The 12,897-nt window shown below is 66.5% G+C and carries 13 protein-coding genes; 6 read left to right on the top strand and 7 right to left on the bottom strand.

The window, feature by feature from the left end; all coding sequences use genetic code 11:
- Nucleotides 1-6: 6 nt before the first annotated feature.
- The 5 genes from AC3WMU_RS21945 to AC3WMU_RS21925 all read right to left on the bottom strand — a co-directional run bounded on the left by AC3WMU_RS21945 (nucleotide 7) and on the right by AC3WMU_RS21925 (nucleotide 4,049).
- Nucleotides 7-1,062, bottom strand: coding sequence for a FecR family protein (locus AC3WMU_RS21945; protein WP_280025539.1), 1,056 nt, complete (start codon nucleotides 1,060-1,062; stop codon nucleotides 7-9).
- On the bottom strand, nucleotides 1,059-1,703 hold the full coding sequence (locus tag AC3WMU_RS21940) for an RNA polymerase sigma factor (RefSeq protein WP_006223870.1): 645 nt from the start codon (nucleotides 1,701-1,703) through the stop codon (nucleotides 1,059-1,061). Before AC3WMU_RS21940 ends, AC3WMU_RS21945 begins: the two co-directional genes overlap by 4 nt.
- Before the next feature lie 244 nt (nucleotides 1,704-1,947).
- Nucleotides 1,948-2,601: a CoA transferase subunit B gene (locus tag AC3WMU_RS21935; RefSeq protein WP_427939715.1), complete on the bottom strand. Its 654-nt coding sequence runs from the start codon at nucleotides 2,599-2,601 to the stop codon at nucleotides 1,948-1,950.
- Between the two features lie 12 nt (nucleotides 2,602-2,613).
- Nucleotides 2,614-3,312, bottom strand: a complete 699-nt coding sequence (locus AC3WMU_RS21930) for a CoA transferase subunit A (RefSeq protein ID WP_054423951.1) — start codon at nucleotides 3,310-3,312, stop codon at nucleotides 2,614-2,616.
- A gap of 287 nt (nucleotides 3,313-3,599) precedes the next feature.
- A complete protein-coding gene (locus tag AC3WMU_RS21925) occupies nucleotides 3,600-4,049 on the bottom strand; it encodes an acyl-CoA thioesterase (protein WP_035212832.1) in 450 nt (149 codons plus the stop codon).
- Nucleotides 4,050-4,162: 113 nt separating this feature from the next.
- On the opposite strand from AC3WMU_RS21925, the gene AC3WMU_RS21920 reads away from it, so the two are divergent.
- The 6 genes from AC3WMU_RS21920 (at nucleotide 4,163) to aptA (ending at nucleotide 10,810) form a co-directional block, all read left to right on the top strand.
- Nucleotides 4,163-5,809, top strand: coding sequence for an electron transfer flavoprotein-ubiquinone oxidoreductase (locus AC3WMU_RS21920; protein WP_006223866.1), 1,647 nt, complete (start codon nucleotides 4,163-4,165; stop codon nucleotides 5,807-5,809).
- Between the two features lie 67 nt (nucleotides 5,810-5,876).
- Entirely contained in the window at nucleotides 5,877-6,728 is an 852-nt protein-coding gene (locus AC3WMU_RS21915; protein ID WP_492282973.1) for an NAD-dependent epimerase/dehydratase family protein, read from the top strand.
- Between the two features lie 71 nt (nucleotides 6,729-6,799).
- Nucleotides 6,800-7,993 (top strand): cytochrome P450 family protein, encoded by a 1,194-nt coding sequence (locus tag AC3WMU_RS21910; RefSeq protein ID WP_492282972.1) that lies wholly within the window; start codon nucleotides 6,800-6,802, stop codon nucleotides 7,991-7,993.
- Nucleotides 7,990-8,334, top strand: a complete 345-nt coding sequence (locus AC3WMU_RS21905; RefSeq protein ID WP_492282971.1) for an antibiotic biosynthesis monooxygenase family protein — start codon at nucleotides 7,990-7,992, stop codon at nucleotides 8,332-8,334. The genes AC3WMU_RS21910 and AC3WMU_RS21905 overlap by 4 nt, the downstream gene beginning before the upstream one ends.
- 133 nt (nucleotides 8,335-8,467) lie before the next feature.
- Nucleotides 8,468-9,349, top strand: coding sequence for a GntR family transcriptional regulator (locus AC3WMU_RS21900; protein ID WP_424626423.1), 882 nt, complete (start codon nucleotides 8,468-8,470; stop codon nucleotides 9,347-9,349).
- Between the two features lie 135 nt (nucleotides 9,350-9,484).
- Nucleotides 9,485-10,810, top strand: coding sequence for an omega-aminotransferase AptA (gene aptA / locus AC3WMU_RS21895; RefSeq protein WP_424626422.1), 1,326 nt, complete (start codon nucleotides 9,485-9,487; stop codon nucleotides 10,808-10,810).
- Nucleotides 10,811-10,815: 5 nt separating this feature from the next.
- Here aptA and ltaE read toward each other — a convergent pair whose 3' ends face one another.
- Together ltaE and AC3WMU_RS21885 are read right to left on the bottom strand one after the other, a co-directional pair.
- Nucleotides 10,816-11,826: a low-specificity L-threonine aldolase gene (gene ltaE / locus AC3WMU_RS21890; RefSeq protein ID WP_492282970.1), complete on the bottom strand. Its 1,011-nt coding sequence runs from the start codon at nucleotides 11,824-11,826 to the stop codon at nucleotides 10,816-10,818.
- Nucleotides 11,827-11,893: 67 nt separating this feature from the next.
- Nucleotides 11,894-12,781: a DMT family transporter gene (locus AC3WMU_RS21885; RefSeq protein ID WP_088587997.1), complete on the bottom strand. Its 888-nt coding sequence runs from the start codon at nucleotides 12,779-12,781 to the stop codon at nucleotides 11,894-11,896.
- Nucleotides 12,782-12,897 lie beyond the last annotated feature (116 nt).

Here is a 12,897-nt window from a genome sequence, read left to right as displayed (position 1 = left end):
GACGGGTCAGCGATCCGCGATGACATAGCCGCCATCGGCGCCACGCTTGACGCGAACCGGCAGCAGATCCGGCAGCGCTTCCAGGAATGCGGCCGGCGCATCGGTCGTGGCGAACCCGGACACGGTCAGCGTGCGCAGTTGCGGCGCTTCGAACGTGACGGGCTTGCCCAGGTATTGGGCAACTTCTTCGGCCACCTCGGCCAACGGCGTGCGGCGGAACACCAGCCGGCCGTTGCGCCAGCCGCCGACGCTATCGGCCACCGCTACCACCGGCTGATGCATGCCCGTCGCCGGATCGACCGCCACGCCTTGTTCCGCCCCCAGCGAGACCGTCTCGTCCGCCCGGGCGCGATCGGGCGTGACGCGGACCCGCCCGTGCAGCACCTTGACGACGACGTGCGGCGAGGCGGCACGCACATCGAAGGCGGTGCCGACCACGGTGACACGGCTGGGCCCCGTATCCACGGTGAAGGGCCTGTCCACGTCGGGCGCCACCTGGAAGAAGGCTTCACCCCGATCCAGCACCACCTCGCGGTGCCGCGGGTAATAGCGCACGGAGACGGAACTGTCGGCGTTCAGCGCAACGTGCGTGCCATCGGGCAAGTCCAGTTGGCGGATTTCGCCGGCAGCAGTCGCGAGCGCCAGGGAATAACCGGGCGTGTATTGCCAGCGGTGCCACCCATAGCCTGCGCCAACCGCCACGAACAGGCAGACGGTGGCAGCCATCTGCGCAACGGCGGGACGGCCGGTCAGCGCCGCCCAAAAGCCGCCCCCCTCAAGCTTGGGCCGGGGTTTGACGCCCGGCTTGAATTCGGAACTTGGCATGCGAGCGGGCGTGGCGTCGGTCGCCAGCACCGGTCGTGGCACCGCCGAAAAATCCTGCCAAGTGCGAGACGCGCTATCGAAGGCTTGCCGATGCGCGGGGTCTGCGTCCAGCCACGCAGCCAGTTCTCGTTCATCCTCGGCCGACCAGCTCGCGTCCTGGCGCCGCACCAGCCATTCGGCGGCGGTTTCGCGCAGGTCGGTACTGCCGGCAGGGGAAGAGGTAGCAGCGCGGATCATGGGGTAGCGGGGTCGCTATCGTTCTTGTTGTCCTGCCCATCGCCCACGCCGGGTGCGCGGTGGTGCTGGGCCATTTGCGTAGCCGTAGCATAGTGCACGCGCACTTCGCAATAAGCGATCGCGCGCGCCAGGTGCTTGACGACCATCCTGCGTGAAATGCCCATGCGCTCGGCGACTTCGTCTTGCGTCAGCCCATCGAAGCGGTTCAGCACGAAGGCCTCGCGCTGCCGCTCCGGCAGTTCCTGCAGGGCGTCACTCAGCCGCTCCAACCGCTGGCGGTGCGCGGCCGTGCGCATCGGGCAAGCCTCGGCACCCGTGGCCCACCCCTCGGCGCCGGCGTCCTCCAGCGTCATGGCTTGCACCTGTCGCCCCGCCTGGCGCTCGCGAAACTCGTCGGCCACGCCGTTCAGTACAGTCTTGCGCAAATAGGCGCCGTGCTCATCGGTGGAACGCAGCGCAGGATTGGCCGCTGCCCACTTCACAACGCCGTCGTGCAGCGCGTCCTCGGCGCTGGAGATGCTGCCCTTGAAGCGCGCCAGGCCCCGCAGCAAAGGCAGTCGCCAGCGCGCATAGGCCTTGGCGAGCGCGCCACCGCGTTCGGCGTCCGCATCCGGTGGCGACGCGCCGTCGGGCGTCCACATCGGACCGCGCCTCATGGCCGGACGTCCCCCTGCGGGTCCCGCGCGCGGTCCCGCCCGGAGAAAATCCGGGCATGGCATCCATCGCGGTCGGCAAACGGGAAGGCAGGCATGGCGCAGGCAGGTTGAAACCGGCCGCCATTGTACTGAGATTTATTCTCAGTACAGAACACCCCTGCCCTTGCTGGTGCCGCCGCAAGAAAAACGCCCCTTGCGGGGCGTTGTCACGTGAACGAGGGCGGCCGGTTTATTTGACGGCCGACACGTCCAGCCTCGCCAGCGTCTTGGACTGGATTTCGTCCACGGTCACGCCCGGCGCCGTTTCCAGCAGCTTCAGGCCGCCTTCAGTGACTTCCATCACGCCCAGGTCGGTGATGATCAGATCGACCACGCCCACGCCGGTCAGCGGCAGATTGCATTCGGGCAGCAGCTTGATGTCTTCGGTGCCGTCCTTCTTCTTGGCCACGTGCTCCATCAGGACCACGACGCGGCCGACGCCGGCCACCAGGTCCATTGCGCCGCCCATGCCCTTGACCATCTTGCCCGGAATCATCCAGTTGGCCAGATCGCCCTTTTCGGACACCTGCATCGCGCCCAGGATGGCCAGGTTGATCTTGCCGCCGCGGATCATCGCGAACGAGTCCGCGGACGAGAAGATCGACGAGCCCGGCAACGTCGTCACCGTCTGCTTGCCGGCGTTGATCAGGTCAGCGTCGACTTCATCATCGGTGGGGAACGGGCCGATGCCCAGCAGGCCGTTCTCGGATTGCAGCCACACTTCCACGCCCTTGGGCACGTGGTTGGCCACCAGGGTCGGCAAGCCGATACCCAGGTTCACATAAAAACCGTCTTGCAGCTCGCGCGCGGCGCGCGCCGCCATTTCATCGCGGGACCATGCCATGTCGTCTTCTCCTTAGGCCGGGCGAGTGGTGCGTTGTTCGATGCGCTTTTCCGGCGTCGTGTTCAGCACGATCCGTTGCACATAGATGCCGGGCAGGTGGATCTGATCGGGATCCAGGCTGCCGGTGTCAACGATCTCTTCGACCTCGACCACCGTGAACTTGCCTGCCATGGCGACGTTCGGGTTGAAGTTGCGGGCCGTCTTGCGGAACACCAGGTTGCCGCTGCGGTCGGCGATGTGCGCCTTGACCAGCGACACGTCCGGCACCAGCGAACGCTCCATCACGTATTGCTGGCCGTCGAACTCGCGGATTTCCTTGCCGTCGGCCACGATGGTGCCCACGCCGGTGCGCGTGAAGAACGCGGGGATGCCCGCGCCGCCGGCGCGCAGCTTCTCGGCCAGCGTGCCTTGCGGGGTGAACTCAAGCTCGAGTTCGCCCGACAGGAACTGGCGTTCGAATTCCTTGTTCTCGCCCACGTAGGACGCGATCATCTTGCGGACCTGGCGCGTATTGAGCAACTGGCCCAAGCCGAAACCGTCGACGCCCGCATTGTTGCTGATGCACGTCAAATCCTTCACGCCCGAATCGCGCAGCGCGGCGATCAGGGCCTCGGGAATACCGCACAGGCCGAAACCGCCCACGGCGATCATCTGACCGTCCTTGACGATGCCTGCCAGCGCCTCCTGGGCGCTTGCAAAAACCTTGTCCATCGCTCCAACTCCTAGTTAAGGTCGAACTCAAGAGTGCCCGCCCCGCCGCTTGCGCGGCCGTCCCGCCTGGGGATCAAGAAATTCGGGGAGGGCCCTGTTTTTCCTTGGAGCGCGGCTGCCGGCGTCGGCCCCAGACGGCATCGCGACATTGCCCGATGTCTCTGGGTCGCGGCGCCGAGGGTGGCGCGCCCCTTTATTTCTATTCTGGTTTTGCGCTTGATTTTAACGGCATGACGGCCAATTCCGCGCGGGCTTTCGGAGGATCGCCCCTGCGGGATTGCCCGCCCTCAGGCGGCTGCCTTGAACTGCGTCGCCATCTGCGCCAGCACTTCCTGCGGCCACGGTGCGGACGTATTGGCCACGTAGTCCATCCAGACTAGCACGTTGCGCCCGCGGGCATAGGGGCCGGCATCGTCGCCCACCTTCTCCAGCAGCAGCTCGAATTCCGCGCTGGAACGGCCGATGCGGGTCACTTTGTGCGTAACGCGTACGGTCGCCGGATACGTCAGCGGGCGCAGGAAATCGCACGAGGCATGGGCCAGGATGGCGCCGTTGTCGGCAGGCAGCTCGAAGCCCGCGTCGTACAGGATCTGCATGCGCGCCTCTTCCATCAGGCGGAAATACAGCGTGTTGTTCAGATGATTCAAGGCGTCTGAGTCGCCCCACCGCAAAGGCAATTCCACCTGATGGGTATCGCCCACCGCCAGAATCCGCGCAGACAGATTGTCCGGGTTCACCAATTACTCCTGAAGGCTAAAAGAAATACGAAGGCATACATGGCCTCCGCCTGCAATACAATCGCCGATAATACTTCCAGCCATATATGGAATACATACGGGGAGCTTTGCAAATGTCTGAACGCGAGTCGATGGAATATGACGTGGTTGTGGTTGGCGGTGGACCCGCCGGCCTGGCCACCGCAATCCGTCTAAAGCAGCTGGCCGCTGAAAAGAATCAGGAGATCGGCGTCTGCGTCCTTGAGAAAGGCGCGGAACTGGGTGCGCACATCCTGTCCGGCGCCGTCATGGACCCGCTGGCACTGACCGAGCTCATCCCCGACTGGAAGGAAAAAGGCGCGCCGCTGAACGTGCCCGTCACGCAGGACAAGTTCCTGTTCCTGTCCCAGACGGGCGCGCGCGCCACGCCCAACTGGCTGCTGCCGCCCTGTTTCCACAACGAAGGCAACTACATCGTCCGTCTGGGCGACGTCGTCAAGTGGATGGGCGAACAGGCCGAAGCGCTGGGCGTGGACATTTTCCCCGGTTTCGCTGCCGTTGAAGTGCTGTACGACGAAAACGGCGCCGTACGCGGCGTGGCCACCGGCGACATGGGCGTCGCCCGCGACGGCTCGCACACCGACCACTACCAGCCCGGCATGGAACTGCATGCCCGCTACACGGTGTTCGGCGAAGGCGCACGCGGCCAACTGGGCCGCCAGCTGATCGAACGCTTCAAGCTCGACGACGGCCGCGATCCGCAGGCCTACGGCATCGGCATCAAAGAAATGTGGGAAGTCGATCCGGCGCAATCCAAGCCCGGACTCGTCATCCATACGGCCGGCTGGCCGCTGGATTCCGACACCTACGGCGGGTCGTTCCTGTACCACCTGGACAACAACCTGGTCGCCGTGGGCATGATCGTCGGCTTGGACTACGCCAACCCGTGGCTCTCGCCGTTCGATGAATTCCAGCGCTACAAGACGCACCCGGCCATCCGCGGCACGTTCGAAGGCGGCAAGCGCATCGCCTACGGCGCCCGCGCCATCACGGCCGGCGGCCTGCTGTCGTTGCCCAAGCTGACCTTCCCGGGCGGCGCGCTGGTCGGCTGCGAGGCCGGCTTCCTGAACGCGTCCCGCATCAAGGGCAGCCACGCCGCCATCAAGTCCGGCAAGCTGGCCGCCGAAGCCGCGTTCGACGCCCTGGTGGCCGACCGCCGCCAGGACGAGCTGACCGCCTATCCGAAGGCGTTCGAGGCCTCCTGGCTGCACGCCGAACTGAACAAGGCGCGCAATTTCAAGCAGTGGTTCAAGAAGGGCCGCACCATCGCTACCGTGATGACCGGCGTTGAACAACTGCTGCTCAAGGGCAAGATGCCCTGGACCCTGCGCCACAGCAAGCCCGACCACGCCTGTCTGCAACCGGCATCGGAATGCGCCCGCATCGACTATCCCAAGCCCGACGGCAAGCTCACTTTCGACAAGCTCAGCTCGGTGTTCATCTCGAACACCAACCATGAGGAAAACGAGCCCGTCCACCTGACCTTGAAGGATCCGTCGGTGCCGGTCAGCGTCAACCTGGCCAAGTACGGCGGCCCGGAATCGCGCTACTGCCCGGCCGGCGTATACGAGTTCATCAAGGACGACCACGGCGACGACCGCCTGCAGATCAACGCGCAGAACTGCGTGCACTGCAAGACTTGCGACATCAAGGACCCGACCCAGAACATCGTCTGGGTGGCACCGCAAGGCGGCGAAGGGCCGGTGTATAGCGGCATGTGATCCGGCCGGGGCCCGCCCCGCCACAAGGCGCCCCTTGGGGCGCTTTTTCATTTTTCAGGTGACCTTCATGACCGAACGCGTACTACTCATTGGCTGCGGCGACCTGGGCCAGCGCGTCGCCCGGCGCTTCCTGGCGCGCGGCGACGAGGTCCATGCGCTGCGCCGCCATCCGCCCAAGGACGACGACAGCGGCATCCGGTGGCTGCAAGGCGACATCACGCAGCCGGCCAGCCTGCCCGCCCTGCCCGCGGGCGTGACCCGCCTGATCCACCTGCCTGCCCCTGGATCGCGCGACGCAGCGGTCTACCGGGGTGTCTTCATTGATGGCCTGCAAGCCGTGCTGGACGTACTGGATGCGTCGCGGCTCAAGCGCGTGGTGTTCGTGTCGTCCAGCGCCGTCTATGGCGAACACGAGGGCGGCTGGGTGAACGAAGACACGCCGCCCGCGCCGCAAGGGTTCAACGGCCAGGTGCTGCTGGAGGCCGAAGCGGCGCTGGCCGCGCGCGGGCTGTCGTCCACCTCGCTGCGGCTGGCCGGCCTGTACGGGCCGGGCCGCCTGCAATTGATCGAGCGGCTGCGCAACGGGGCGGCGGGCGCGCCCGTGCAACCCGAGCATTGGGCCAACCGCATCCATATCGACGATGCAGCGGCCGCGGTCGTGCATCTGGCGTTGCTGTCGGACGTCGATCCCGTCTACATCGGCTGCGACGACACGCCGCTGCCGCTGCATGCGCTGTACGCCGAGCTGGCGGCGATGGCCGGCGCGCCTGCCCCGCGCATCGCGCCTGCCCCGGCAAACGTGGGCAGCAAGAAGCTCAGCAATGCCCGTCTACGGGCAAGCGGGTTCACGCTGCAGTGGCCGGATTCACGGGTGGGATACGCGGCCCTGCTGGCCGACGCCGGCGCAGCGCAGGCATAGTTCGTCCGGCGCCGAATCGTTGCTTGTCCGGGCGGTGGATACTGGCAGCCAGATCCACCGCCGGCCACGCCATGCTTCCCGCCCATCCCCTGCTTGCTGTCACGCACGCCGACCCTTACCCCTACTACGCCGCCCTGGCGCGCGAGAGGCCGCTGTATCGGGATGAGGCGCTAGACCTTTGGGTCGCCAGCCATCCAGACACGATCCTGGCCGTCATTCGTGACCCGGCCGCCCGAGTGCGCCCTCCCTCGGAACCCGTGCCTCGGGGCTTGTGCCCAGGCCCTGCCGGCGAGCTGTTTGGACGCTTCGTGCGCATGAACGACAGCGTCTTGCACACGCGGGTCAAGGCCTTGCTGGCGGCATTCCTCCGCGTACAGGGCACGCAGCCCTGTACGCGGAGTTGGCCAGAGATGCCGACCAGGGATGCGGCCGCCGTGGACCGCTACCTGACCGCCGCGCCCGTGCATGCGCAAGCGGCCTTCCTGGGGCTGAGCCCCGCTCTACAGGCCGACAGCGCGGCGCAGATCGCCGCCTTCCTGGCCGCCCTGCCCGCCACGGCTGGCGCCGACGCGATTGCCGCCGGTCATGCCGCGGCCCAGGCGTTGCAATCCCGCCTGGAATCCTTGCTGTCTGCTGGCGACGCCGCCCCCGCATTACGCACGCTGCGCGAGGACGGCGCGCGTGCGCAGATTCCGGCTGCCGTGCTGGCCGCGAACCTTGTCGGCCTGCTGTTCCAGTCCTGCGAGGCCGGCGCCGGGTTGCTGGGCAATGCCTTGGTCCATGCCGGCAGGCAGGGCCTGTCCACCGACGCGGCCTGCGCCGATGCCCAGACGATCATCGACCACGTCATCCGCCACGATCCGCCCTTGCACAACACGCGGCGATTCCTGGCCGACTCGATCACGATCAACGGCCAGCGGATCGAAGCCGGGCAGACCGTGCTGCTGGTACTGGCTGCCGCCGCAACGGTCCACCCTGATGCCGGCTGGACGTTCGGGGCGCCCGGCTTAGGGACGCCCGGTAGAGGGGCGCCCGGCTCAGGGACGCCCGGTAGAGGGGCGCCCGGCCTAGGGGCGCCCAGCTCAGAGGCGCCCGGCCATGCCTGCCCTGGCCAAGGCCTGGCGCAGCGCCACGCCGCGGACGCGCTGGTGCATCTGCTGCAAGCCGGGGTCGACCCTGCCGCCCTGGCCTCCCATTTTCGTTATCGGCCGCTGCCCAATGCCCGCGTGCCGCAGTTTGCGTTCTCAAAGGAACCCACGCCATGATCGCCGTGATATTCGAAGTCGAGCCTGCCAACGGCAACCCCGATCCCTACCTGCACATCGCCGCAAGCCTGATCGACGAGCTGAAGGCCATTGATGGATTCATCTCCGTCGAACGCTTCCAGAACCTGACTCATGCAGGCAAGCTGCTGTCGCTGTCGTTCTGGCGGGATGAAGACGCGGTCAAGCGCTGGCGATCGCTGGAATCGCACCGCCGCGCGCAGGAAGCAGGACGCGGTGGCGTGTTCCAGAACTATCGGTTGCGGGTGGCGCAGGTGCTGCGCGATTACGGCATGACCGAGCGCGACGAAGCGCCGTCCGACAGCCGCATCCGTCACGACTGATCCGAACAGGATCAAATCACGTTGTATTAATTTCCATTAAAGTTCATATTACGGAGCCATTCACCACTGCAACGGCCTGCGGGTGTCCGGTACCATTGCCGCTCCGCCGCCTTTTCCGCTTCGCCAACGCGCCATGTCCACCGCCGCCCCCGCCCGCCCCACGCCGCTACAAGTCGATCTGGCGCGCCATATCGCGGAAGACCTCGCGGTTGGGCGCTACTCGCCGGGTGAACATCTTTCCGAAGAGACCCTGGCCGCGGCCTACAAGGTGTCGCGCACCCCGGTGCGCGGCGCGTTGCGCCTGCTGGCCGCCCAGGGCCTGATCAAACACCGCCCCAACAGCGGCTATACCGTGGCGGAAAACGCGGGCGCGGGCGCCGCCCTGTTCGAAGACGCGGGCCCGACGCAAAACGAGTTGTATCGCCGGCTGATCGACGACCGCGCCTCGCGCGGCCTACCCGAGACCTTCACCGAACGCGAACTGCTCCAACGCTATGGCGCGCCGCGCAGCGTGCTGGCCAAGACGCTTCTGCAGCTGTCCGCCGACGGCCTGATCGAAAAACGCAAAGGGCATGGGTGGCAATTCGCCCCCTCGCTGGAAAGCGCCGAAGCGCTTAGCGAGAGCTATCGCTTTCGCATGACCATCGAATGCGCCGGTTTGCTGGAACCCACGTTCCGTGTGGACAAGCCGGCGCTTGCGCGCATGCGCGCGGCGCACGAAGCGCTGATCCAGCGCGCCGACGCCGACATTTCAGCCACCGATTTCTTCGGACTGAACGCATCCTTCCACGAATTGCTGGCCCGCTTCTCCGGCAACCGCTACATCCTGCAGGCGGTGCAGCAGCAGAACCAGTTGCGCCGTCTGGAAGAGCACGCCGCGTTCTATCGCGACGCCCGCTTCGTCAACTCCAGCAGCGAACACCTGCAGATCATCGAAGCCCTGGAATCGGGCGACCAGGAATGGGCCGCGCAATTGATGCGCCGCCACCTGAAAGCCTCGCTGCAAGCCTCCTGACCCGTCACGCTCCCGCTTTTCGCGCCGCGTTGCCCGGCAGGCCGGCGCACGCCGCTTCGCTTTCGCCAGTATTGTATTTATCATCTATTTAATACAAAATAAGCGTACCCTGAACTGACTCCTGCAGGATCGCCCATGCCGTCGCTTCCCCCCTCCGCCCCCCATTCCGATGCCTTCTGGATGCCCTTTACCGCCAACCGGCGCGTCAAGCGGGACCCGGTGCTGTTCACCGCTGCAGAAGGCATGCACTACATCCGGCCCGACGGCCGCCGCGTGCTGGATGGCATTGCCGGCCTGTGGTGCGTGAACGCGGGCCACCGCCGGCCCGAAATCGTCGAAGCCATCGCACGCACGGCCTACGAACTGGATTACGCGCCCTCCTTCCAGATGAGCCACCCGTTGGCTTTCGAACTGGCCGACGCGCTGTGCGCCGAAGCGCCCGCAGGCTTTTCCAACGTGTTCTTTTCAAACTCGGGCTCGGAGGCGGTCGACACCGCGCTGAAGATCGCGCTGGGCTACCACCGGGCGCGCGGCCAGGGCCAGCGCGTGCGGCTGATCGGACGCGAACGCTCTTACCATGGGGTGGGTTTCGGGGGATTGTCGGTGTCGGGCATCGGCGGCCACCGCAAGCCCTTCGGCAATCTGCTGCCCTATGTGGACCACCTGCCGCATACCTATGACCGCCAGCAGATGGCCTATACGCGCGGCCAGCCGGACTGGGGCGCCCACTTGGCCGATACGCTGGACCGCATCGTGGCGCTGCATGACGCCTCGACCATCGCCGCGGTCATCGTCGAGCCGGTGGCCGGCTCCACCGGCGTGATCGTGCCGCCCCGCGGCTATCTGCAGCGGCTGCGCGAGATCTGCGACGCGCACGGCATCCTGCTGATTTTCGATGAGGTGATCTGCGCGTTCGGGCGCATCGACGGCGCCTTCGCGTCGTCCTTCTTCGGCGTCAAGCCAGACATCATCACCAGCGCCAAGGGCCTGACCAACGGCGCCATCCCGATGGGCGCGACGCTGGTGCAGCAGCACGTGTACGACGCGTTCATGCAAGGGCCCGAAAGCGCCATCGAGCTTGCGCACGGCTACACCTATTCAGGCCATCCCGTCGCGTGCGCCGCCAGCCTGGCGACGCTGGACCTCTGCCGCCGCGAAGGCCTGTTCCAACGCAGCCAGGAACTGTCACGCTACTGGGAGGATGCGGCGCACAGCCTGAAGGGGCTGCCGCATGTCGTCGACATCCGCAACATCGGCCTGCTGGCCGCAATCGAGCTGGCGCCGCTGGAAGGCCAGCCCGGCCAGCGCGCTTATGCGGTGCACAAGGCCTGCCTGGAACGCGGATGCCTGATCCGTTCGGCGGGCGACACGATGCTGCTGTCGCCCCCGCTCATCATCGAACGCGCCCAGATCGACGAGCTCTTCACGGTGCTGGCGGACGTACTGCGCGCCAGCGCCTGATCCGCTCAGGCCAGATGGCGCGCCACGGCCTGGACGACCCGCCGCACGTCGTCGGCGGACACGTCCAGGTGCGTCACCAGCCGCGTCGGCCCGCCGTACACGGCGCGCATCTGGATATCTTCCTTGGCCAGCGCGGCCGTCAACGCCTCGCAGCGTGCCGGCTCGAATTCCACGAACAGCATATTGGTGTCCTGGCTCAAGACCTTGACGCCGGCAATGCCGCGCAAGCCGTCGGCCAGCGCGCGGGCGTTCTCGTGGTCATCCGCCAGCCGCTCGACGTTGTGCTCCAACGCGTACAGGCAAGCGGCCGCCAGCACGCCCGACTGCCGCAGCCCGCCGCCCAGCATCTTGCGCCAGCGGCGCGCGCGGGCGATCAGCTCGTCGCTGCCCACCAGCACCGAACCGACAGGCGCGCCCAAGCCCTTTGAAAAGCAGATCGACACCGAGTCGAACGGCTGGCACATGTCGACTAGCGGTTTGCCGCTGGCGACGGCCGCGTTGAACACGCGCGCGCCGTCCAGGTGGGTGCCCAGGCCCTGCTCCCGCGCCCATGCCGTCGCCGCCTGGATATAGGCGGCCGGGATCAGCTTGCCGTGGAACGTGTTTTCCAAGGCTAGCAAGCGGGTGCGGGCGAAATGCGCGTCGCCCAACGGCTTGACCGCGGCAGCCAGCTTGTCCAGCGGCAGCGAACCGTCTTCCGCGTGCTCGATGGGTTGCGGCTGGATACTGCCCAGCACCGCCGCGCCACCGCCTTCGTACTTGTAGGTGTGGGCCTGTTGCCCCACCAGGTATTCGTCGCCCCGATCGCAATGCGCCATCAACGCGGCCAGATTGCTTTGCGTGCCGGACGGAAAGAACAGACCCGCCGCCTTGCCCGCGCGCTCGGCCACGGCCGCCTGCAGCTGGATCACGGTGGGATCGTCGCCCATCACGTCGTCACCCAACGGGGCGGAAACCATCGCCTGCAACATGGCAGCCGAAGGCCGTGTGACTGTGTCGCTACGCAGATCGATCATGGGAAATCCTTGGATAGGGAATGGAGTTTGGGGGATGAGTATCGGGAGCGCTTGCCGGCAAGCCGGGTCACGAAGCACGTACCGCCGGCGCCGCCCGGCTGACGATGAAGATGCCGGCCAGGATCAGGACCATGCCGCCCACTTCGCCCCACGAGGGGCGCTCGGACAGGATCGCCCAGGCCAGCAGCATGGCGACCACCGGCACGCCCAGGCTGGACAGCCCGGCGATCGACGCGGGCACGCGGCGCACCACCTGCAGCCACAGCAACCAGCCAGCCGCCGTGGCGATCAGCACGATGTAGGTCATGCCGGTCCAGAGCGGCCAGCCCCATTGCGCGGTCATCTGCGGCACGAGATAGGCCACAGGCACCATCACCAGACCGCCGAACAGCATCTGCCAGGCGGTGAACGTCATCACGTCGGGAGCATGGCGTTCGAACATCCGCTTGGACAACACGGTGCCGACGCCCCAGCACAGGCCGCTGCCCAGCCCCAGCAGCACAGGACGGATGTCGCCCAGGCCATTCCAGGGCTCCACGAAACAGACCAGCCCGACTGCTGCCAGGCCGATGCCCAGGCCATGCCGGATCGACGGACGTTCACCCAGCAGCCACCAGGCGAACAGCACCACCCAGAACGGCATGGTGTACGCCATCAGCGACACCTTGCCCACGCCGCCCGACACCAGCGCCGTTTGCACGAACCCCTGGAACCCTGCCGTCTGCGTCAATCCGATCAGCAGCGTCAGCTTCCACGGCGGCATGGCCAGCGGCCGGCGCGTGGCGATCGCCAGCGCGAACAGCACGATGCTGCCCGTCACATAACGCAGCGCCACGAAGTCGAACGGGCCGATGTAGGGCACGATCAGTTTCATCGCGATCCAACTGCCTGCCCAGACCACAATGGTGCTGAGCATCAGCGCTAATCCGGCGCGATCAAAACTGCTGCGGCTCACGTCCGTGGCTCCATTCAAGTGAGGGGTGCAAAAAGACAAGACGCCCGGACCGGCAATTACCGGTGCGGGCGTCTGACATTATGCTCCCCTCGCGCTGCAAGGCTCCGGCCCGTCAC

The organism is Achromobacter sp. FW305-C-13 (assembly GCF_058783475.1).
The sequence above is the reverse complement of the archived record's forward strand: the minus strand, read 5'-3'. Positions and strand labels throughout refer to the sequence as shown.